Raw genomic sequence first — 21,258 nt, 5'->3', positions numbered from 1 at the left:
AGCACTGCAGGAGCAGCCATCTGGGCGATTAGAATTGCTTCATAGGAGAAGCAACAAATCGTGATAACGACATTCCGGTCCGTTGGCCGGCTGTTTGCCGGAGGGCTTCTTCAAAGCACTGAAGCCAAGAGAGCTCCCTTGGGGAGGGATGAGGCTGGCAGGCCTGAGCAAGGCACTGGCTCATCCGACACGTTGATGCGGGGGCATCGGTAGGGGCTGAAAGTTGCTGATTCGGAAGGGGCCCAGGACAGAGGCAGGGCCTGTTCACAGGACGAGATGCGCACACTTGGATCCCGCACTGGTCAAGATGTGGTCACTGCATAGCCAAATAATCCAGTCATACCAGTCAAAGCAAGCGGGCTCATAATCCGCCTGAGCCGGGTTCGATCCCCGGGACCCCCATCCCCCATCCTTCCGGTGATCGGACCCCCAACAGGAATGGTGCCCTGAACGCTGACCGGGTCTCCGCAGCCATGAAGAAGCCCGGCGACAAGGACACCGGGCCTAGAACGTGTTCGGTGAAGGTCGGAGCTGCTGACGCTGGCACCTGGGGCCAGGGTTCCAGTGGGACATCCGGTTGCGTTCAGGGCACCTGAGATCAGCCTGGGGCCAGACCATAGGCAGTGCTTGGAACGCCGGCGTTATTGGACGCCGGGGACGTCAGTCATCCGTTGAGAGTGTTGGAGCAGGGGCCGGATCGTCAGTTCGCTCCAGGGAACTGCTCAGGGGGGGTGTCTTCCATGCGTGGAACCTCCGAATCCCATGGCTTCACCATCCTCCCGCCGATCGGTTGCGGCAATAGGGGTTTATGCCTGCCTGAGCCAGCCCCGGATGAGACCGGGTGGGGCGCCTGTGTGGCCGTGTCGAGGGAACGAGGGCAATGCCGCCAACCAACCGTCCGGCCGTGATCAAAGCGAGGGTTCCCATGGGGACTCGGGCAGGATTGGAGGCTCGAAAGCTCTGTCATCCAAGGGAAGATCATCTGGACGGTGGGACCTGGAACGGGCTCGACTTGGCGCAGGGAACCGTAACCGTGGCTCAGCCCGGAGCGATGCGGGGCGATCAGGGGGAGATCGTCAGGCCTCCATCCAAGGGAAGGGATACACCATGAACAAAACTGGATGCAGAACTGGCGAGAAACAGAGCCACATTGGCAACCTCTTCCGGCTCGACAAAACGATGCAACGGAATTCGTTTCTCTTTTTCTTTTCTCTGGTCGGCTCGGTCAAGGTCGTCCCAGAGTGCATGCCCCATGTCTGTCAAGACCACGGTTGGGCAAATTGAATTGACCTGAATGTTGTGAGCTCCCCATTCAACGGCCATTGTTCTTGTCAGTTGGTTCAATGCGGCCTTGGATGCTGCGTAAGCTGCCAACCCGGGCGTGCCGATCAAGGCCCCAATCGAGGATATGTTGATCACTTTGCCAGCTCTTCTCTTGATCATGGGAGGCACGATGGCCTGAGAAAGCAGCAGGATCGATCGTAGATTCAAGGCAAAGGTGTCATTCCATTCGGCTAGGGTGATCTCGAGGATGGGCTTGATCGTGGCCATGCCCGCGTTGTTGACGAGAACATCCCATTGGGGGGAAATCTCCAAGGCCCTTGAACCTGCGCGTCTTGCCCCTTCAACGGACGAGAGATCCGCTTCAATCACGCTGCAAAGTCTGTCGTTCTTCTCGACAGCGTGCCTGGTTTTGGCCAGGCCTTCAGGATCTCGACCAATGATTCCGATCTCGGCGCCCGCTTCAGCGAACCGGCAGGCAATGGCGGCGCCGATGCCTCTGGAGCCACCGGAGATCAGGGCTCGTTGTCCATCGAGCCGAAAGGCCTGCATGACGATCGCCTCCTGGTGTTGGATTCGCGTTGTGAACGATCCGGTCGCCGTTCGGATCTGGGGACCGGGAGACCCGCCTCACCAGGTCAGCCGATTCACCAGGTGAATCCGTGCAGCTTGGGCAGGGGGGCGGTGCGGGCCGTGGTGGCGAACAGCCGGGGGATGGTGGAGCTGTTGTAGACCCGGAATTCGCGGATCAGCGAAGCGCCCGGAGCGCGCTTGGCCTGGTTGAGCACCAGGGAACCATCGGGATCGGAGACGGAACGGTGGAACGTGCCGGGAGGGATCCGCAGGATGTCACCGCCGGTGTCGAGCCGCACGATATGGAAGGGATAGTTCCAGCCGAGGTTGACCAGGTAGAACGTGCGACCACCCTGCAGGGCCAGCAGATTGTCCTCCTGGTGCGGATGGAGATAAAACTGCCAGGCGCCGCTCTCGGGATCATCCGGCGGGCTGACGGCCGGTCCGGCATGCACCACCAGGTCGCGGGCATTGGAGGCGGGCACCGTGATGTCGAAAAAGCGGACGGCGGGGGTATCGCGGAACTTCTCGTAGGGGATGAGCTCAAACATCGGGGCCGGCCGGGGGGCGCGGCTTTCGCTTGGCTGAAGCACGGTGGAGGCCATGGGTCCGGCCGGCTCGGGGGGACCGGCGAGGAAACTGCCTCCACTGAACCGAAGCATCCACCCGCTTCACCGTGCGCCCTGTTACGGAACATCGCGGCGGGGACGGAATCTGATCCGGTCGGGGCTCCTCCGACCAGCCAGGCTTAGATGGAATTCCACCCCGCACGATCCCAGGCCATGGCTGAGCGCACGCGTCGATTCTCCCCTCCCATGGCCGTGCTGGCCGCGGCGGCACTGGGGCTCTCGGCCGTGCTGGTCCCGTCTCCCGCCACCGCCCAGCCCCAGGGGGCGGGGGGACGGCCCACCGTGTCGGTGCCGGATTTCAAGAACACCGTCACCCAGCAGACCTGGTGGTGGCAGGGCCCGGTGGCCACCGACCTGGCCGCCATGCTCGCCAACGAGCTCCAGGGCACCGGGGACCTGCAGGTGGTGGAGCGCACCAACCTCAAGGAGGTGCTCTCGGAGCAGGAACTGACCGAGCTGGGGATCGTGCGCAGCGGACCCTCGGCCGCCCGCAGGGGCCAGATGACCGGGGCCCGCTACATCGTGCTCGGAACCGTCACCTCCTACGACTCCAACGTTGAGAGCAAGAGCTCGGGCAGCAACTTCGGGCTGCTGGGTTTCGGCACCAGCAAGGAACAGCTCGAAACCAAGGACTATGTGGCGATCGACGTGCGGGTGGTCGACAGCACGACCGGTGAGGTGGTTGGCCGGCGCACGGTGGAAGGCCGGGCCACCAACACCGCCTCGGCCCGCGAGGACGGGGTGAACCTGCTGCCGGCGGCGGGGCTGGCCCTGTTCCTGGCGCCGAACATGGGCCGCACCGGCCAGGGGCTCACCGGCGCCGCGGGCACCCTGCGCTTCGGCTCGAACAGCTCGGAGGCCCAGCGCACCCCCGCCGCCAAGGCGATCCGGGCCGCCCTGATCGATGCCTCCAGCTATGTGAGCTGCCTGCTCGTGCCCAAGGGCAACTGCATGGCTGCGTTCGAGGCCCAGGAGCAACAACGGCGGGAGCGCACTCGCGGCGTGCTCCAGCTGGAGTGAGACCGGGCTCAGCGCCCGGGACGGGAGCGTCGTCGCACCAGGGTGGCGGCGGCCTCGGATCGGATGATCACCGGGATGGCTTCACCGGCTTCGATCGAGCCGAAGCTGCCGAAAGGTTCCGCACGCTCCCCCTCCGCCTCCAGCAGACCGGAGACGATGCCGGCGTCGAACGAGAAGCGGCCCGGACCGTTCAGCAGGATCGCCAGGCTGCCCCCCAGATAGAGCACCACCAGTTCCAGCACATAGATGTTCAGTCCGCTGGTGAGGATGTGGTGGTAGGCGGCCACGGACATCGTGGCGACCAGGGCCAGGGCTCCCAGCGGGGAGAGGAACCCCAGAATCACGCACCAGGAGCCGATCAGCTCGGAGAAGCCGGCCAGCTGGGCGAAGACGAGGGGGAAGGGCAGGTGCAGGGGCACCACGTAATTGGCGGCGAAGGTTGCTGGGTCGGCCAGTTTCTCCTGGCCGTGATGGAGCATCATCAGGCCGATCGAGAGCCGCAGGATCAGTAGGCCGGTGTTGGCCACGGGGCCGTCCTTGAGGAAATAGCGGCGCAGCAGGGAGGTCATCGGGGAAGGGGAGGCGGGGAGGGTTCGAAGGCCGGGGACGGGCTCGGCCGAAGCGGGCCCAGGGCCCCTCAGGGCTGGAGTGGGGAGGTGGTGGAGAGGCGCCAGGCCCACAGCGCCACGCCGGCGGTCAGGAAGCCCAGGAAGCCTTCCAGCAGGGAAAGGGTGGTCACGGCTTGGGGACGGACAGGATTCAGCCTGGCTCGCCGGATGAAGAAATGTGAGGACCGTTGGACGGGAGTCCCTGGCCTCTCCGCACGGCGGCTGCCGGGGCAGGGCAGACTGTTTACATTCCGCAACATCAGGCATGACCGTCGGCGAGCTGTTCATCGAATCGGTCTCCACCGGTGTGATCACCCTCCACGAGCTCGACTGGGTCGCGGCCGAGCAGCCCCGGTTCAGCCGGCTGGAGGAGGCCACGGCCCTGCGGCTCGGTCGCCTGCTCGATCGCGGCGAGATCCAGCTGGGCTGCCGCTATCGCCGCCGATCCGACGGCTGAAACCCGCTCACTCGCTCCGCTGGCAGGGGTAGGTCTGCAGGTCGCCGCGGCGCCGCTGGAAGCGGGGCTGATCCGGATTCTCCAGGCTCCACCACCACTGCCCATCGGTGTAGCTGGGGGGACCGGCGTTGTTGGTGCGGGGCAGCTGCAGGCTCACACCCCGCCAGCGCAGCACCACGAAGGCGCCCGGCACGGTGCCGGCACTCACATTGGGCAGGTCCGTGGCATCCACGGCGCCGTTGTCGGCCAGGGCCACCAGGGGATCGCCCTCGCAGAGGTAGTGGTCGGTGGTGGCAGCTGCCATCGGGGCGGGGGCCCAGAGCAGGAGCAGCGCCGCCCAGCCCGTGAGCACCACCGGCCACAGCAGCCGCCCCCAGCGGCGGCGGCCGGAATCGTGCCGTGGGCCACCCGGCGCCGGGATCCGCAGGTCGGGGAGGGAGTCAGCCATCGGTGGTGGGGGGGGGAGAGCGGAGGAGCCACCAGCCTGGCGGCGAGCCCCTCGGCGCTGCGCAGGGCCCCCTCGATGCCGCCGAAGCCCGGCCTGGCTGATGGGCTGGGGCGCGGGGCCCAGGGACGGCGAATAGGGGCCATCGCCCGCCGGAGGGCCTCCGTGAGCGCCTCGACCCTGGGGCGGATCCGCTGCCGATCAATCCGGGATGCCGGGCCGACGGCGCCGCCCCAGGGTTGAGCACCTGCAGCAGCGTGGTGCGGGGCTCCATCGGCATGGATCCGATCGCCTCCAGGGCCGCCTCCAGGTCCGGATCAGCCGAACACGGAGACGGCCCGCGGATGGGCCAGCAGGCCGCGGCAGAGTCCATCCATGCCCCCCACGCCCCGGTAGAGGGGCCCCTCCAGCTGCGGATCCTCGGGATGGGGGCACCGCTGGCCGTCGCCATCGAGACCAGCGGTGCCACCCGACCAGGGTTCGATCCAGCCCCCCACGCCGGAGTGGTGCCAGCAGCCGGGGTTCGGGCTTGCCGCTGATGTTGAACAGCGGGGCGCCGTGGTCGACGCGGCCTCCCGGGCCCCATCCCCCCGCCTCACCAGGGGACTCCGTGCAGCTTGGGCAGCGGGGCCGTCTGGCTGGTGACCGCCAGCAGACGGGGGATGCGATGGCTGTTGTAGACCCGGAATTCACGGACCAGGGAGGCCCCCTCCTCCCGCACCGCCTGGTTGATCACCCGGGAGCCGTCGTGATCGGAGACGGAGCGGTGGAACGTGCCCGGCGGGATCCGCAGGATGTCGCCGCCGGTGTCGAGCCGCACGATGTGAAACGGGTAGTTCCAGCCGAAATTGACCAGGTAAAACGTGCGCCCGCCCTGCACGGCCAGCAGGTTGTCCTCCTGGTGGGGGTGCAGGTAGAACTGCCAGGCGCCACGGCCGGGGTCGTTCGGGGGGCTCACGGCCGGACCCCTGTGCACCACCAGGTCCCGGGCATTGGAGCGGGGCACGGTGATGTCGAAGAAGCGGACACCGGGGGTGTCGCGGAAGGTCTCGTAGGGGATGAGCGCGAACATCGGCGCCGGCTTCGGCGTCCCGGGCTCCCCCTGGGATGGGGCGGCAAGGGTCATGGGACCTGGCCAGCTGGACCTGGCACCGGATCTGGGGTCTGATCACCCATCGTGCCATCCGGATACCCCCCCTCGATCGAGCCCTTCTGAGCCGGCGAACCGGCTCAGAAGGGGATCGGCATCTCCACCTCGGCCGGCTCCGGTGCACAGAGGGCCACCCGCTCCTCCACCACCTGGCCGATCACCACGATCGAGGGGGACCCGAAGCCCAGCGCTTCCACCCGGTCGGCCAGGTCCCCCAGGCGGCTCACCAGCTCCCGCTGCCCCCGAACGGTGCCCTGCTGGATCACGGCGGCGGGAGTGTCGGACGACAGACCGCCGGCCATCAGTTCCTCGCCGATGCGGCGGAGGTTGTGCAGCCCCATGTAGATCACCAGCCCGTCACTGCTGCGGGCCAGCCCTCGCCAGTCGACGCCGGGACGGGCCTTGTCGATCTCCTCGTGGCCGGTGACGAAAGTGACGCTGGAGCCAGCGCGGCGATGGGTGACGGGGATGCCCACGTAGGCAGGGGCGGCGATCCCCGCCGTCACCCCCGGCACCACTTCCACCGGCACCCCGTGCCGGGCCAGGTGAGCGGCTTCCTCGCCACCGCGGCCGAACAGGAATGGATCGCCCCCCTTGAGCCGCACGACCGTGCGGCAGCGGCCGGCCAGTGCCACCAGCACGGCGTTGGTGCTGGGCTGGGACACGGAGTGGTGGCCGCGCCGCTTGCCGACGAAATGGCGCTCACAGTGGGCCGGCACCAGCTCCAGCAGGGCGATGGGCACCAGGGAGTCGTAGACGAGGGCGTCGCAGCGCCGCAGCAGGCGATGGGCCTTGAGGGTGATCAGCTCCGGATCGCCGGGCCCGGCCCCCACCAGGTACACGGTCCCCAGGGGCTCGGCCAGCGGCTCCTCCTCGGGGATGGCGGCCCGGGTCATGGCAGGGCCTCGAGCTGCTCGAGCAGCAGGGTGCGGAACCGCTCCCGCTGCAGCAGCGGCGGACCCACCTGGTCGGACAGGCTGTCGGTGAGCCGGTTGGCGGCCAGGGCCAGGGGCAGGGCAGCGCCGCGGATCGCCAGCTTGAGCTCCTCGAAGTCAGCCGCACTGTATGGAGTGGCGAGGCAGCGTGCCTGGACCGTGTGCTCGAGATGGGCCAGGTAGCGGGGGGCCAGGGCACCGTCCAGGGGATGGTGCAGCAGCAGCGGCCGGGCGTCCGGGCCGTTGCCGTCGGGTTCGGCGGCGGCCACGGCGGCCGCTTCCTCCGCCAGGCTGCGCTGCCAGAGGGGCCAGCCCCCCAGGAAGGGCAGGCGCCGCACCGGCCCGCTGCGGCGCCAGTGGGCGGCGATGGCGGGCAGATCGAGGCGGACATGGGCTCCGGGGAGCAGGAAGAGCGGCACCAGGGTCAGCGGGGCCTCCGTTGCACCGCCGGCCGGCGAGGTGCGCAGGGGCTCGGGACGCGGCGGTGCGTCGGCGGTCAGCGCCTGGAGCCGGACCTGCGCCCCGCGGCGGCGGGCCAGCTCCAGGGCCAGGTTCTGCAGTTCCGCTGGGATCTCACCACCGGCGCGGCCATGCACCACCAGGAGCAGGGCGCTGACGGGGAGGGCCCGCAGCCGGCGCCGCAGCCGCTCCGCCACGATCGGATCCAGCCGGCGGCGTGCCAGGACCAGCAGTTCGGGGCGGGCCGTGGGCACCCGGGCCAGCAGATCCACCGCCTGGCCGGCGAGCAGGGGGTCCAGATCCAGGGCCAGGTCCCGCAGGGTGCGGCGCAGCTCCGGCAGCGGCCAGGCGCTCAGCCCCACCGCCAGCCCCTCCAGGGCCTGGCGCCGCAGCGCCATCGGGCCGGCCTCCAGGGCCAGTTGGCGCAGCAGGGGGAAATCGGCCGGGTCGCGCTGGTGGCCCAGCAGGGGAAGCAGGGCCGGCTGGAGGTCCCGCTCCAACCCCTGCCGGAGCGCGGCGGCACAGCGATGATCGCGATGACGCCCCACCAGGGCCAGCTGGTCGCGCCAGGCCTGGTCCCGCCCGGGGGTCCCGGGTCCGCGGGTGGTCAGCCACCACTGCAACAGGCGGGCGCTCCCCTGCCCATCCAGGCGTTCCACCAGCACCGCGAGCAGATCAGCGTCGGGGTCCACCCCACCGGCCTCCAGGGCCTGCAGCCAGGGATGGGGATCCAGGCTGGTCAGCCGGCGCAACCGCTGCAACCAGGGCCAGCGCTCTGGGCTGCCGGAAGGGGGCAGCCGGCTCGGGGACAGCTCGGATGACCGGTCGGAGTGGGAAGGGCGGTCCAGGGGGAGGATCGGGCCGGAAGGAAGCGTGGGCCGCGGCCGGGCGGCGGTACCGTTCACGATGGCATCGCCGCGTCGAGGCTGACGGGGTCGGGGGCCGGCAGGACGTTGGCCAAACGGTTGCTGTTGATACGTTTTGCCCCCGAAGTCGCCGGGAGGTGGCGGCTCGCCCTAGCAAGGGGATGGACGCGCACGGCAGGGGTCGGCCCGATGGACAGCACCGAACGGAAGGACCGTCAGCTGGTGTTCCTGCTGGTGGGGCAGATCGCCGACGCCCAGTTCCAGCGAGGCGACCGGCAACGGAGTGAACGGCTGTGGCAGGAGGCGGCCGCCCTGGCGCTCGATCCGGACCGGATCATCGCCCTGCTGTATGGGGGCCACGACCCGGGCGATCGGCCGACCCTGGAGGCACTCGACGCGGCCTATCTCAGCAGGTGGCCGGCCCGGCGCAGGTCCCCCTGGGGCTGGGCTGCCCTCAGGCCACCGCATCGCGGCGGCGGGCACCGAAGCGCTCCACCAGCAGCTCCTCGAGCACGTCGGGCAGCTCACTGAGCGGAACGCCCTTGTCGTGCAGCTCGGCCAGCCGGGGATCGGAGCCCATGGAGCCGCCCAGGTAGATCCGGGCCGCCTCCACCATCTGGCCGTTCCGACGGGTCTTCGCGCCCATCAGGCCGATCTGGCCCATGTAGGGCTGGCCGCAGGCGTTGGGGCAGCCGGTCCAGTGGCTGCGGACCGCAGCGGGCAGCTCCAGCCGCCGGTCCAGTTCGTCGAGCACGGCCTGGGCGGTGCTCTTGGTGGGAATCAGGGCAAAGCCGCAGTAACGGTTTCCGGTGCAGCTCACCGCCTCGGTCTGCAGCGGAGTGGGATCCGTCCGGAACCGGGCCAGCAGCGGTTCGGCGAGAAGGGCCTCCAGCCGCTCATCCGGCACGTTGGCGATCAGGGCGTTCTGGCTTTCGCTCAGGCGCAGTTCGCCGCTGCCGTAGGTGCGGGAGAGGCTGGCCAGAGCCAGCATCGCCTCCGCCTCGAGGCGGCCCATCGGCACGTGCAGGCCGACCCAGTGCAGCCCTTCCTGTTTCTGGGGGTGGACACCACAGATGTCGCGGGGCGGCTGGTGGACCAGATGGGAGCCGTCATGGGAGGGGACTGCGGCGGCGGCCTCGGCACCGGCGACGGTGCCGTAGGACTCGAGCACCGCGGCCCGGTAGGTCTCCAGACCGAGGGCATCGATGAGATACATCAGACGGGTCTTGCTGCGGGCGGCCCGGCTTCCCTCCCGTTCGTAATGGCGCAGCACGGCCAGGCTGAAGCTGGGTAACTGGTCGCCCCGCAACCACAGCCCGAGGGGGATCGCCAGCTCGTTGCGCTGGGCCGAGAAGAACCCCCCCACCATCACGGTGAAGCCCAGTTCACCCTCCCGCAGCGCCGGCAGGAAGGCCAGGTCGTTGTGCAGCAGGAAACTGTCGGGGGCGCCGCCCACTGCCACGTTGAACTTGCGGGGCAGGTTGCGGGGGCCGCCGGGGCCGAGCAGGGCGCTCTGGATGGCCTTCACCAACGGCCGGGTGTCGACGAACTCCTCGGGATCGAGCCCGGCCAGGGGGTTGCCCGTGACATTGCGGGGATTGTCGTGGCCGGACTGCCGGCTGGTCAGGCCCACCGACTCCAGGGCGGTCATCAGCGGGGGCATGTCCTCAAGGAGCAGGCCGCGCAGCTGGATGTTCTGACGGGTGGTGATGTCGGCGCTGCCGTGCTCCCCGCAACGGTCCACCGCCTCGGCGAGGACCTCGAGCTGGTCGGCGCTGATCACCCCATTGGGCAGGCGCAGCCGCAGCATGAAACGCCCGGGCGTGACCGGACGGAAGAAGATTCCCAGCCACTTCAGATGGATGGTGAGGGTGGCCTCATCCAGGCTCTCCCAGCCGCTGCGCGCCAGGTCGGGTAATCGGGGGGCCAGCTCCAGCCCGCAGAACTCCGCCTTGGCCAGCTCCACCTTGTTGAGAGTCGGTGTGCTGGTGCCCGCGTCAGAGGCCTGAACCATGGGGAGATGAGGGGATGCGACGACCCATCCTCCAGGGACGGGCGGATCGCTCCTGTGGCCGCAGCTACCCAACCGCACCGCGGCGGCCCAGCTGAACTGCTGCACTGCCCGGGGATGGCCTCAGCGCTCGCCCAGGGCCTGCCACAGGGTGGCCTGATGGGCCACGACGGGCGCGACCGGAGCGGCGGCGGTCCCCGGGCGTTGCGCCGTCGTCACGAGCTGGACGGCCAGGGAGCCGATGACAAAAAAGCCGAGAAAAGCCGTGGCCACCCCCAGGGGTCGGGTCTGGCCTCGGGTGATCGGTCCTGGACCTGCCATGGGCGGCTTCCGTCAAGGTGCTCAGTATGGGAAGGCGGCTCCCGGGAGGGCTGCGGCGCCGGAGGGCCACCCGAGGGTCGCCGCGGCGCGGGACTGCCTCAGATCGACGGCGATGAGGCCGTGCAACAGACCCAGCACCAGGCCCATGGAGGCGGCGAGACGCATTGGCGCAGCTGCATGGGTGTCGACTCTCGCCGCCCCGGCCCCCCGGGCGATGCAGCCAATGGCACGGAATCCGCCCTCCGCCGTGGGGGCGGCCCAGCCCTGGGGGGAATTTTGGATCTCTTGAGACTTCTTGACCCTCACGGGCCCCGGATCAGGGGGGGCGCCCAGGGCTCCCCGCGGCGGCCCCCGAACCGAGTTGGCGGCGACAGACCGACCCCAAGGGCGATGAGAGACTGCCATCCGGACCTTGCTTGCCTGCCCCTTTGATGACGCCCATGGCAGCGCCGACGACGTCATCGGATCCCCAGGGCGTCGACCCCAGGGCCAGGGCCGCCGCCGGGGACCTGCCCGCCGCCGGCGAACTGGCCCCCCGGGAGCGGTTCAAGCGGTACCTGCGCAAGATCGGCAGCGGTGAGCACACCAGCTCAGGGCTGACCCGTGAGGAGGCCGCCGAGGCGTTCGAGCTGATGCTCAGCGGCCAGGCCAGCCCCGCCCAGATCGGGGCCTTCCTGATTGCGCATCGCATCCGCAGGCCGGAGCCTCAGGAGCTCGCCGGCATGCTGGATCTCTACCGGCGGCTGGGTCCGTCCATCGTCAGCTCCGGGCAGGCCCTCTGTTTCGGCATGCCGTTCGACGGCCGCACCCGAACCGCGCCGATCTATCCCCTGACGGCCCTGGTGCTGGCCGCGGCGGGGGTGCCGGTGGTGCTCCAGGGGGGCGCGCGCATGCCGGTCAAGTACGGCGTGACCGCCATGGAACTGTTCGCCGCCCTGGGCCTGGACCTGGGGGCGTTGCCGCTGCCCGCACTCCAGCGGGGCCTGGAGCGTCACCAGCTCGCCCTGATTCACCAGCCGGATCACTTCCCCCTGGCCGACAGCCTCAACCAGGTCCGGGAGGACCTGGGCAAACGCCCTCCCGTGGCCAGCCTCGAACTGCTCTGGACCGCCCATCGCGGGCCCCACCTGCTGGTCAGCGGTTTCGTGCATCCCCCCACCGAGGCCAGGGCCTGGAAGGCCCTGCAGCTCTGCGGCGAAACCGATCTGTTCACGGTGAAGGGCCTGGAAGGCAGCACCGACCTGCCGATCAGCCGGGCCTGCATCACGGCGCGGGTCCGTGCTGGCGAGGTGGAGCGTCTGATCCTTCACCCCCGCGACCATGGCTGCTACGAGCAGGAGCCCCCCTGGTCCGACCTGACGGGATGGGCCCAGCAGGCGAGGGCCGCCCTCGGCGCCCAGGGCGCGCTCCACAAGTCCCTGGTCTGGAACGCGGGGGCCTACCTGTGGCAGTCCGGCCACCAGGAGGACCATCGGAGCGGCCTGGCCATGGCCGATGACCTGCTGCGGAGCGGAGCGGTGCTGGCCAAGCTGCAGGACCTGATCGCCTGGAGGGAGCATGAAACCTGATCCGGCCAGCCAGGCCCGGCACTGCTTCGGCTTCGAAAGCGATCTGATCGGCAACTGGCGCTGCATCCCGCTCTGCCTGCGGCGCAAGCTGGATCTGGCCGGCATCAAACTCCGGCTCAGCCACTGGCTTGCCCTCTCACCCGAGCAGAGGAGGGAGCTGGTGCTCTGGCCCGACGGCCCCGAGGCCCTGCCGGGGCTGGCGGAGCGGATCCGCGGCCTCACCCGTCCCCTGCCCGATGGGGAGGCCCGCACCCTGGTCCCCGTCAGCGGAGAACCGTGGCAGGAGGGCGCTGTGCTGCCGGAGGTGGTGCGCGAATCGGCCCTGGGCCTGGGTCAGGCCATCAGCCAGCAGCAGTGGGGCATGCTGACGGAACTGGAGCGCTTCGCCCTCTGCAAACTGGCGCGGCCCGGCCACGATCATCACAACCTGCCGGCCGCCCTCTCCGAGCTGCTCGGCTGACGGCTGGGCCGCCGTCGGGGCTCACCGGAGCCGGCACCGGCCCGGTGTTCGACCGGCCGGATCACCGACGCCGTGGCCGCCACGCAAACGGCGGCCGCCTTGAGCTCGGGCTGGCCGGAGATCGGGCAGGCCAGCTCGTGCATGAGCGCGTTGACCTCGCAGGCCTGGTCCTGCATGAAACCCCAGTGCATCGGCAGGAACACCGTGCCGGAGCGAATGCGATCGCTGATCGTCACCCTGGCGGTGATACTGGCGCGCCTGGAGGTGATCCTGGCCAGCGCCCCCTCCTCCAGGGCCAGGGCGAGGGCGTTGACGGGATGCACCTCCAGCAGGGGCTCGGGGTGCATCGCCATCAGCCGGGGCACCTGGGCCGTGCGGGTCATCGTGTGCCACTGGCCCAGATAGCGGCCGACGGTGAGCACCAGCGGGAAGGCCTCGGAGAGCGGCTCGGCCAGGCCCAGGGGCTGATCGGCGCAGAAGCGGGCGCGGCCGCTGGGGGTGGGAAAGCGCAGGTCGGTGTAGAGCCGCTTGGCTTCCGTCGTCGGAGCGCTGCCCTGGGGGTAGGGCCATTGCTGCGGTCCCTGGCGGGCCAGCAGCCCATGGCTGAGGCCCGAGACATCACAGAGCCGGCCGGCCGTCAGGTGGGCGTGCTCGGCATAGACCGCCTCGGAGCCGGAGAAGGCGAACTGACGCTCGAATCCCAGCCGCCGCCCCACCGCGGCGAACACCTCCCAGTCGGGGCGGGCCTGGGCAGGGGGCCGGCGGAAGGCGGGGCAGAACGTGACCCGCCGTTCCGAGTTGGTCATCGTGCCCGGCTTCTCGCTCCACTGGGCGGCGGGCAGCAGCAGATGGGCGTAGTGGGCGGTTTCCGTGCCCGCGTAGGCCTCGCTGAGGATGGTCAGGGGACAGCGGGAGACCGCCGCCTTGACCCGCTCCAGGTTGGGCAGGCTCACCAGGGGATTGGTGGCGGCCACCCACCACACATCCAGGCCCCCCCGTTCCATGGCTTCCACCTGCTCCCAGGCGGTCAACCCGGGCTGGGCGGCGATCGAACCCGGCGCGAAGCCCCAGGCCCGCTCCACCTCGGCGCGGTGGGCCGGGTTCGCCACGGTGCGGTAGCCGGGCAACAGGTGGGCGAGCCCCCCGGCCTCCCGACCGCCCATGGCATTGGGCTGGCCGGTGAGTGAAAAGGGGCCAGCCCCCGCCCGGCCGATCTGACCAGTGAGGAGATGGAGGTTGATCAGCCCAGCCACCGTGGCCGTGCCTTCCACGCTCTGATTCACCCCCATCGACCACAGACTGAGGGCCGCCCCGGCATCTCCCCAGAGCTGGGCCACCTCCTGGAGCTGCCCTTCGGTGATGCCGCAGATTCCGGCGACCCGGGTGGGCGTCCATTCCTGCAGCAGATCGGCGAGGGCGGCGAAGCCCTCGGTGGCTTCATCGATGAAGGCGGCATCGATCGATGTCCGCGCGAGCAGAAGGTGGGCCATGCCGTGCAGCAGCACGAGATCGGTGCCGGCCTGAATCGGCAGGTGGAGATCGGCCGCGGCCGAGGTGGCGGTGGCGCGCGGGTCCACAACCACGATCTTCAGCTGGCGAGGGGATCGTTTCTTGCGTTTGATCAGGCGCTGGAACAGCACCGGATGACAGGCGGCCGTGTTGGTGCCGATCAGGAAGGCCAGATCACAGTGATCCAGGTCGTCATAACAACACGGGGGGCCATCGGAGCCCAGGCTGCGCGCATACCCCGCCACGGCGGAACTCATGCACAGCCGCGAGTTGGCATCGAAATTGTTCGATCCGATGGCACCTTTGATCAGTTTCTGGGCGACGTAATAATCCTCGGTATGAAACTGGCCTGAGCCATACATCGCAATGGCGTCAGGCCCCTTGCTGGCCAGGGTGCGGCGGATCTGGCCGACGATGCGATCCAGGGCGTCCTCCCAGCTGATCGGGCGGAAGGGCTGATCCAGAGCGGGACGAAAGAGCGGTTCCCGCAGACGGGATCGATCCAGCGTCTCCCCGACCGTTGCACCTTTGACACACACCTGCCCCTGGCTCGATGGATGACGGCGATCACCCTTGACCCCCCAGATGGGGAGACCATCCACCCCACGGCGCGTCAGTTGATGGCGGGCCGCAGGGGGCAGCATGGTCAGGCCGCAGCCCACCCCGCAATAGGGGCACTGGGTGCTGATGCCGGCAGGTTCGGCTCTGGCCAGGGGATCGCCCATCTCAGCGGGCCCTCAAGTGGCTTCGGCCAGCATCACTTCTCCCTCATGGAGATCATCAAAGGAGCCCTTGGGTTCCTTCAAGAAGAAGTAACACATCAGTCCCACCACCAGTCCGGCGACACCCAGCACCTGGAAGAAGGCACTGTTGGAGGCGGCCACAACCGCCGGGGAAGGATCCCCCGAGGCATCGCCGATCCAGACGGGCAGCAGGCTGTAGATGGTGAGATAGGCCACGGCTCCCACGTTCCCGTAGGCGCCCACCATGCCGGCGATCTGCCCCGTGACCCGACGCTTGACCAGGGGAACGATCGCAAAGGTGGATCCCTCGCCGGCTTGCACGAAGAAGGAGCAGGCCATGGTGAGCACCAGCGCCAGGAGGATGCCGGCTGTCCCCACGAAGCTTCCCGGTTTGATCATGCTCATGACCAGATATCCGATGCCCAGGCCGACGGTGAGGAATCCCATCGTCTTGCGGCGCGAGCCCATCCGGTCGGAGATCAACCCACCCCCCGGACGTGCCACCAGGTTCACGAAGGCAAAGGAGGACGCGAGGATCCCGGCCGTGGCCTTGGGCAAGAGAAAGGTGGTTTCAAAGAAGGTGGGAAGCATCGACACCACAGCCAGCTCCGAGCCGAAATTCACGATGTAGGTGAGTTCAAGAATGGCTACCTGCTTGAATTCGTAGCGATCTTCCTTGGCATACACTTTCGCTCCCGTGATCAGGTCCTTATTGGTTCGAATGATGCCGAGGGTCTGGAAGATGAAAAATGCGAGGACCAGTAGCAGCGCGATGGTGTAGCCGGTGTCATTCAGAAAGTTGACCTTCTGGAGCCGCCAGGCCAGCACACAGAGGATGGCTGCGAAGGGAACGTTCATCCCGATCAGTCCCCAGAAATCCCGCATGGAGGTGACCTCCAGGCCGGCGGCTTTGGCCGGCTTCTGGTACACCCTGCCTGGGGGAGTATCGGAAACGTTGAAAAAATAGAAGATGCCGTAGGCGGCTGCAATCAATCCAGTCAGGGCAATGGCACCCCGCCAATTGAGCACCACATCGCCGATCTGGGCTCCACCGGCAAACGAAAGCCAGCCAGCCACGATCACCAGCGTGAGGGCGGAGAAAGCCGAACCAAAATTTCCCCAACCACCATAAATCCCTTCGGCCAGGCCGATTTCCTTGGGTGGGAACCACTCCGCCACCATGCGGATCCCGATCACGAACCCGGCACCCACGATGGAGAGCATCAGCCTGGCGATCACCAGCTGACTGAAGTCCTGCGCTGTGGCGAAGAGCAGGCAGGGAATCGCTGAAAACACCAGAAGTGTGGAGTAGGTGATTCGGGGCCCGAACTTATCCAGCAGCATTCCAATCAGAATCCGGGCCGGAACCGTGAGGGCTACGTTGCAGATCGCCAGGGTCCTGATCTGGGCCAAGGACAGCCCCATGTCCTCCTTGACCGTGGTGGCGAGGGGCGCCAGGTTGAACCAGACGACAAAAGTGAGAAAGAATGCAAACCAGGTGAGATGCAGGGTCTTGTATCTCCCCTGGAGCGACCAGAGTTCACTAAGCATGGGTCACACGATGGATGAACCCTGGCTTCAGGAACAAAGCGCTCAGGACTGAATCTCGGCGCGACACGCTGACCGATAAAAAAGACAAGCACGGTGAGCAACCTGCCTCCTGTTGTCATAGCTACCAAAGCGATCGTGGCTCTGCGTTGATGTGCTGACCTGCCCTGGGCCGGCTGATCGCGGCAGCCCGGTTCCCGCCCGTGCCAACCTCAATCCCCTGCCCATCCCCGCCGCCCGCCCCCTTTCCCGTGTCGTCCCCCTTCGCCGCCGCCGCGACGCCCGCCGTGGCGTTTCTCGGGCTCGGGGCCCTGGGGGTGCCGATGGCCACCAACCTGCTGAAGGCCGGCTTCGACCTGATCGTGTGGAACCGCAGCCGACCGGCGGAGCAGGCCCTGGTGGAGGCGGGGGCGCGGCGAGCCGTCTCGGCGGCGGAGGCGGCGGTCGATGCGTCGTTGGTCTGCCTCTGCCTCAGCGACCACGAAGCGGTGGAGGCGGTGCTGTTCGGTCCCAGCGGTGTGGCCCAGGGAGCCCGACGCGATGCCCTGGTGATTGACTTCTCCACGATCGCGCCGGAGAGCAGCCGCACCTTTGCCCAGCGGCTGGCGGATCAGGGGGTGGGCTATCTCGACGCCCCCGTGACCGGTGGCACCGAGGGCGCCCGGGCCGGAACCCTGGCGATCCTGGTGGGGGGACGCCCCGACCATCTGGAGCGAGCCCGGCCGCTGCTGGAGGTGGTGGGCGGCTCGATCAGTCACTTCGGGGCCGTGGGATCGGGTCAGGAGGTGAAGACGGTGAACCAGGTGCTGGTGGCCGGCAGCTACGCGGCCCTGGCCGAGGGCCTGGGGCTGGCCCGGCGCCTGGGCCTGCCGCTGGCTCAGGTCTGCGCGGCCCTGGGAGGCGGGGCTGCCGGCTCCTGGGCCCTGGAGCACCGCAGCGGCCCGATGATCGAGGCGCGATTCCCCCTCGGCTTCCGCCTCGCCCTGCACCGCAAGGATCTCGCCATCGCCCTCGCCGTCGCCGCCGCCCTCGGCCAGCCCCTGCCGATCAGTGCCGCCGTGGCCGAGATCGAGGATGCCCTGATCGCGGCGGGCCATGGCGACGAGGATGTGTCGGCGCTGGCCCGCTGGTTCCTGCCGGTCCGCTGAGCCGCTCGGGGTGCCCTGCCCCCCGGCGTCTCCGCCAGACGCATCCCCACCCGGGTTCGATCCAGGTCCGGCTTCCCGGTCCCCCGCAGCATCTTTCTAGGGTTGAGGAAGTGCTGGCGTTGGGGGAGACGACCGTGTCCCGTTCCTCCTCCGAATTCCTGGACGCCCTGGCCGTTCCCCTCCCCACCCTGTGGGCCGGGCTGGCCCGGCGGCAGCTCCGGCCTGAGGTGATGGACCAACCCGGGCTGGAGGCCCAGGCGCATCACGACGCCCTGCGGGGGCTGGCCACGATCAACACGCTCACCCGCAGCGCCGCCTGTTTCGTTCCCGCCATCCGCCGCCTGGCCCGCCAGTGTCCGGGCCAGCGCCTGCGGATCCTCGATGTGGCCTGCGGCGGGGGCGACACGGTGCGGGCCCTCGGCCGCCTGGGCCGGCGCGAAGGGCTCGACCTGGAGCTGCAGGGCTGTGACCTCAGCGCCGACGCCGTTGGCCTGGCGGCCGCCTCGGCCCGGGCCGAGGGGCTGGAGGCCCATTTCTTCCAGGCCGATGCGCTCGGTGCCCCCCTGCCCCCCGGATTCCAGCTGATCATCTCCTCCCTGTTTCTGCATCACCTCGGCGAGGCCGAGGCCGAAACCCTGCTGCGTCGCATGGCCGACGCTGCGCAACGGCAGATCCTCGTGCACGACCTGATCCGCAGCCGGCTCGATCTGCTTCTCACCTGGCTGGGCACCCGGCTGCTGAGCCGCTCCCCGATCGTGCACATCGACGGCCCCCTCTCGGTGGGGGGCGCCTTCCGGCTGGAGGAAGTGGCGGCCCTGGCGGCCGCGGCCGGTCTCGAGGGCGCCCGGCTCAGCCGCTTCTGGCCCGAGCGCTTTCTGCTCTCCTGGAGCCGCGATGCCCCCTTCGGCTGACGACCTGGCGCCGCTGGCGCGGAATCGCTGGGATGTGGTGGTGGTGGGGGCCGGCCCGGCCGGATCCCTGGCGGCCCATGGCTGCGCCCGACGGGGGCTGCGGGTGCTGCTGGTGGAGCGGCGCCACTTTCCCCGCTGGAAAGTCTGCGGTGCCTGCCTCAGCCCCCAGGCCCTGGCCGCCCTTTCCACCGCCGGCCTGGAGCATCTGGTGGAGGAGCAGGGGGGACTTCCCCTGCGGCAGCTGCACCTGGGTGTGGCCGGGCGGGTGAGCCCCATCGCCCTGGCCCGGGGCCGGGCCCTCTCCCGGGGCCGTTTCGATCAGGCGCTGCTGGAGGCGGCTCGCTCCGCCGGCGCCACCGTGCTGACGGGCACCCGGGCCGCCCTGGGCAGCAGCGACGCCGGCACGCGGGAGGTGGTGCTGCGGCAGGGCCCTGGCCGGCAGAGCGTCAGCGCCCGGGTGGTGCTGATCGCCGCGGGCCTGGCCCACCGTTGCCTCGACGAGGAACCCGGCTTCCACACCCACATCATGACCGGCAGCCGGCTCGGAGCCGGCTGTGAGCTCGCCGCGGAGACCGCCGCACTCTCCCCCGGCGTGCTGCAGATGGCCGTGGGGCGGGGGGGCTACGTGGGGCTGGTGCGGGTCGAGAGCGGCGCGATCAACCTGGCCTGCGCCCTGGATCGAGACCAGCTGCGCGCCAGTGGTGGAGTGGCCCCGGCCTGCCGGCAGCTGGTGGCGGAAGCCGGATTCGCGCCGCTGCCCGAGCTGCCGGAGGGGTCCTGGCAGCTCACCCCCCCCCTGAGCCGCCGCACGCGCCCGCTGGCGGGCCACCGCCTGCTGCTGCTCGGGGATGCCGCCGGTTACGTGGAGCCGTTCACCGGCGAAGGCATGGGCTGGGCCCTCACCGCCGCCCTCGCCGCCCTGCCCCTGGTGAGCCGCGGCCTGGAGCACTGGGATGGGGTGATCGAGGCGGAGTGGGGGCGCCGTCATCGGCAGTGGGTGGTGCGCCGGCAGGGCTTCTGCCGGGGATTGGCGCTGCTGCTGCGGCACCCCTGGGTCACCCGGGGCCTGCACCGGAGCGCGGCCCGGCTCCCCGCCCTGACCAGCTCCATGCTTGAGATCCTGCAACGCCCCGCCCTCCCCCCTCCGCTCGTCTGACCCCCCATGCCCCTGTCCCTGCTCGGTATCGGTACCGCCGTGCCGTCGCAACGGATCAGCCAGCCGGATGCCCTGGCCCTGGCGCCCCAGATGGCGACGGCCACCCCTCGCCAGCAACGCCTGCTGGCGAGGATCTACCAAGGATCGGGGGTGGAGCATCGCCACTACGTCCCATTAGCCACCTCCCCCAATCCCTCCACCGCCGATCGGATGCGGCGCTATCAGCCGGCGGCGCTGGATCTGGCCCTGCGGTCCTCCCGGCGCGCCCTGGCGGATGCCGGTGTGGACGGGGCGGCGATCACCCATCTGATCACCGTGTCCTGCACGGGTTTCGGCGCTCCGGGGTTCGACCTGGCTCTGATGAGTGGCCTGCCCCTCTCCAGCGGCGTCGCCCGCACCCATGTGGGGTTCATGGGGTGCCATGGGGCCCTCAACGGCCTGCGGGTGGCCCGGGCCTTCGTGGAGGCTGATCCCGCGGCCTGTGTGCTGCTCTGCGCGGTGGAGCTGTGCAGCCTGCACCTGCAGGAGGGCTGGAATCCCGAGCACATCGTGGCCAACGCCCTGTTCGCCGATGGTGCCGGCGCCGTGGTGGCCAAGGGTGGTGCGCCGGCCGGATCGGCGTCGCTTCAGCTGATCGCCTCCAGCTCCACGGTGCTCCCCGACACCGAAGCGTTGATGGGCTGGTTCATCGAAGATCACGGCTTCGCCATGGCCCTCTCCGCCAAGGTGCCCAGCCTGATCGCCGCCCAGCTGCGTCCCTGGCTCGACCGATGGCTGGCGGGCCAAGGCGTGAGGCTGGAGGAGATCGGCCAGTGGGCCGTGCACCCGGGGGGTCCCCGCATCCTGGCGGCCGTGCTGGAGAGCGCGGCTCTGGAGCCTGTCCGGATCGATGTGTCCACCGCCGTGCTGCGGCAGTTCGGCAACATGTCATCGGCCACGATCCTGTTCATCCTCGATCGGCTGCGCGGCCGAGCCAGCAACGGCCCGTGCCTGGCCCTGGGTTTCGGCCCGGGCCTCACGGTGGAGGCGGCCCTGCTGCAGGGGGGCTTGGGGGCCGGCGGGGCCTGACTGACCGGGCTTCCGGAAGGGCGGGCGCAGGCGGCCCGTCTTCGACCGTCGTGGCGCCCGCCCTGGGGCTGACGCCCTGGTCACCGCCTGGCGAACGAGCCCCTCGTTGTCCGTCCGTCCGAGGGGATCTGCCTCCTGCTGGGATCCAGCAGCCTCACCATCAAGCTGGATGCGGCGGCCACAGGCGGTCGTCTCGCCCTGCTGGATCACCGGGGGGCTCCCCGCTACATGGCGCCCCAGGTCATGCATTGGCGCACAAGAGAAACCCAGGCCATCTCCATTCTGGAGGGCACGATCCGCTTTCCGTTCGAAGACCGAATGGTCGACGCTGAAGCCCATACGGTCCTGCACATCCCGGAGCACTGTTCTTATACGTGGAAGAATCCAGAGGC

At 69.3% G+C, this 21,258-nt stretch carries 22 protein-coding genes; 9 read left to right on the top strand and 13 right to left on the bottom strand.

Translation table 11 applies throughout. The features are described from left to right. Positions 1-1,062 precede the first annotated feature (1,062 nt). Both ACWJI7_RS13675 and ACWJI7_RS13670 read right to left on the bottom strand, forming a co-directional pair. Positions 1,063-1,833 (bottom strand): SDR family NAD(P)-dependent oxidoreductase, encoded by a 771-nt coding sequence (locus ACWJI7_RS13675; RefSeq protein WP_479938707.1) that lies wholly within the window; start codon positions 1,831-1,833, stop codon positions 1,063-1,065. A gap of 95 nt (positions 1,834-1,928) precedes the next feature. Continuing rightward, the gene (locus ACWJI7_RS13670) at positions 1,929-2,405 is read right to left on the bottom strand and encodes a redox protein (protein WP_479938713.1); all 477 of its coding nucleotides are present in this window, start codon (positions 2,403-2,405) and stop codon (positions 1,929-1,931) included. Positions 2,406-2,636: 231 nt separating this feature from the next. Between ACWJI7_RS13670 and ACWJI7_RS13665 the strand changes: the two genes are divergently transcribed. Next, positions 2,637-3,503 carry a CsgG/HfaB family protein gene (locus ACWJI7_RS13665; RefSeq protein ID WP_479938706.1) on the top strand — a complete coding sequence of 289 codons (867 nt, stop codon included), beginning with the start codon at positions 2,637-2,639 and terminating at the stop codon, positions 3,501-3,503. An 8-nt stretch (positions 3,504-3,511) separates the two neighbouring features. Here the strand turns inward: ACWJI7_RS13665 and ACWJI7_RS13660 are convergent, their stop codons facing one another. After that, entirely contained in the window at positions 3,512-4,072 is a 561-nt protein-coding gene (locus ACWJI7_RS13660) for a DoxX family protein (RefSeq protein WP_479938704.1), read from the bottom strand. A 304-nt stretch (positions 4,073-4,376) separates the two neighbouring features. On the opposite strand from ACWJI7_RS13660, the gene ACWJI7_RS13655 reads away from it, so the two are divergent. Then, positions 4,377-4,568, top strand: a complete 192-nt coding sequence (locus tag ACWJI7_RS13655) for a hypothetical protein (protein ID WP_479938702.1) — start codon at positions 4,377-4,379, stop codon at positions 4,566-4,568. 7 nt (positions 4,569-4,575) lie between these two features. Here the strand turns inward: ACWJI7_RS13655 and ACWJI7_RS13650 are convergent, their stop codons facing one another. The 5 genes from ACWJI7_RS13650 to ACWJI7_RS13630 form a co-directional block, all read right to left on the bottom strand. Continuing rightward, positions 4,576-5,016 carry a hypothetical protein gene (locus ACWJI7_RS13650; protein WP_479938700.1) on the bottom strand — a complete coding sequence of 147 codons (441 nt, stop codon included), beginning with the start codon at positions 5,014-5,016 and terminating at the stop codon, positions 4,576-4,578. Positions 5,017-5,330: 314 nt separating this feature from the next. Further along, positions 5,331-5,510, bottom strand: a complete 180-nt coding sequence (locus ACWJI7_RS13645) for a hypothetical protein (RefSeq protein ID WP_479938698.1) — start codon at positions 5,508-5,510, stop codon at positions 5,331-5,333. 98 nt (positions 5,511-5,608) lie between these two features. After that, a complete protein-coding gene (locus tag ACWJI7_RS13640; RefSeq protein ID WP_479938711.1) occupies positions 5,609-6,085 on the bottom strand; it encodes a redox protein in 477 nt (158 codons plus the stop codon). Positions 6,086-6,243: 158 nt separating this feature from the next. Beyond that, positions 6,244-7,059, bottom strand: a complete 816-nt coding sequence (cobA, locus tag ACWJI7_RS13635; protein ID WP_479938696.1) for a uroporphyrinogen-III C-methyltransferase — start codon at positions 7,057-7,059, stop codon at positions 6,244-6,246. Then, on the bottom strand, positions 7,056-8,462 hold the full coding sequence (locus ACWJI7_RS13630) for a CbiX/SirB N-terminal domain-containing protein (protein WP_479938695.1): 1,407 nt from the start codon (positions 8,460-8,462) through the stop codon (positions 7,056-7,058). Before ACWJI7_RS13630 ends, cobA begins: the two co-directional genes overlap by 4 nt. Positions 8,463-8,612: 150 nt before the next feature. Here ACWJI7_RS13630 and ACWJI7_RS13625 point away from each other — a divergent pair, with 150 nt between their 5' ends. Beyond that, entirely contained in the window at positions 8,613-8,954 is a 342-nt protein-coding gene (locus tag ACWJI7_RS13625; RefSeq protein WP_479938694.1) for a hypothetical protein, read from the top strand. On the opposite strand, the gene ACWJI7_RS13620 is transcribed toward ACWJI7_RS13625, so the two are convergent. From ACWJI7_RS13620 to ACWJI7_RS13610, 3 genes are all read right to left on the bottom strand, one after another. Beyond that, entirely contained in the window at positions 8,878-10,437 is a 1,560-nt protein-coding gene (locus tag ACWJI7_RS13620) for a ferredoxin--nitrite reductase (RefSeq protein ID WP_479938692.1), read from the bottom strand. The genes ACWJI7_RS13625 and ACWJI7_RS13620 overlap by 77 nt on opposite strands. A 120-nt stretch (positions 10,438-10,557) precedes the next feature. Continuing rightward, positions 10,558-10,755: a hypothetical protein gene (locus ACWJI7_RS13615; protein ID WP_479938690.1), complete on the bottom strand. Its 198-nt coding sequence runs from the start codon at positions 10,753-10,755 to the stop codon at positions 10,558-10,560. Positions 10,756-10,776: 21 nt separating this feature from the next. Further along, the gene (locus ACWJI7_RS13610; protein WP_479938688.1) at positions 10,777-10,920 is read right to left on the bottom strand and encodes a hypothetical protein; all 144 of its coding nucleotides are present in this window, start codon (positions 10,918-10,920) and stop codon (positions 10,777-10,779) included. A 275-nt stretch (positions 10,921-11,195) separates the two neighbouring features. Between ACWJI7_RS13610 and ACWJI7_RS13605 the strand changes: the two genes are divergently transcribed. Both ACWJI7_RS13605 and ACWJI7_RS13600 read left to right on the top strand, forming a co-directional pair. Further along, on the top strand, positions 11,196-12,323 hold the full coding sequence (locus ACWJI7_RS13605; RefSeq protein WP_479938686.1) for an anthranilate phosphoribosyltransferase family protein: 1,128 nt from the start codon (positions 11,196-11,198) through the stop codon (positions 12,321-12,323). Beyond that, complete coding sequence (locus ACWJI7_RS13600) at positions 12,313-12,783, top strand: nitrate reductase associated protein (protein ID WP_479938684.1); 471 nt, start codon at positions 12,313-12,315, stop codon at positions 12,781-12,783. The genes ACWJI7_RS13605 and ACWJI7_RS13600 overlap by 11 nt, the downstream gene beginning before the upstream one ends. Here ACWJI7_RS13600 and ACWJI7_RS13595 read toward each other — a convergent pair. Together ACWJI7_RS13595 and ACWJI7_RS13590 are read right to left on the bottom strand one after the other, a co-directional pair. Then, entirely contained in the window at positions 12,744-15,017 is a 2,274-nt protein-coding gene (locus ACWJI7_RS13595) for a molybdopterin oxidoreductase family protein (RefSeq protein WP_479938682.1), read from the bottom strand. The genes ACWJI7_RS13600 and ACWJI7_RS13595 overlap by 40 nt on opposite strands. A gap of 12 nt (positions 15,018-15,029) precedes the next feature. Then, the gene (locus ACWJI7_RS13590; RefSeq protein ID WP_479938680.1) at positions 15,030-16,586 is read right to left on the bottom strand and encodes an MFS transporter; all 1,557 of its coding nucleotides are present in this window, start codon (positions 16,584-16,586) and stop codon (positions 15,030-15,032) included. 248 nt (positions 16,587-16,834) lie between these two features. On the opposite strand from ACWJI7_RS13590, the gene ACWJI7_RS13585 reads away from it, so the two are divergent. The 4 genes from ACWJI7_RS13585 to ACWJI7_RS13570 all read left to right on the top strand — a co-directional run bounded on the left by ACWJI7_RS13585 (position 16,835) and on the right by ACWJI7_RS13570 (position 20,866). Then, positions 16,835-17,731: an NAD(P)-dependent oxidoreductase gene (locus tag ACWJI7_RS13585; RefSeq protein ID WP_479938678.1), complete on the top strand. Its 897-nt coding sequence runs from the start codon at positions 16,835-16,837 to the stop codon at positions 17,729-17,731. Positions 17,732-17,865: 134 nt separating this feature from the next. Then, entirely contained in the window at positions 17,866-18,642 is a 777-nt protein-coding gene (locus tag ACWJI7_RS13580) for a methyltransferase domain-containing protein (protein WP_479938676.1), read from the top strand. Further along, positions 18,626-19,798 (top strand): NAD(P)/FAD-dependent oxidoreductase, encoded by a 1,173-nt coding sequence (locus tag ACWJI7_RS13575; protein ID WP_479938674.1) that lies wholly within the window; start codon positions 18,626-18,628, stop codon positions 19,796-19,798. The genes ACWJI7_RS13580 and ACWJI7_RS13575 overlap by 17 nt, the downstream gene beginning before the upstream one ends. A gap of 6 nt (positions 19,799-19,804) precedes the next feature. Continuing rightward, positions 19,805-20,866, top strand: a complete 1,062-nt coding sequence (locus ACWJI7_RS13570) for a type III polyketide synthase (RefSeq protein WP_479938672.1) — start codon at positions 19,805-19,807, stop codon at positions 20,864-20,866. Positions 20,867-21,258 lie beyond the last annotated feature (392 nt).

Source organism: Cryptocyanus atlanticus LEGE 06306, from assembly GCF_056633155.1.
This window is presented reverse-complemented; position numbering and strand designations above follow the sequence as displayed.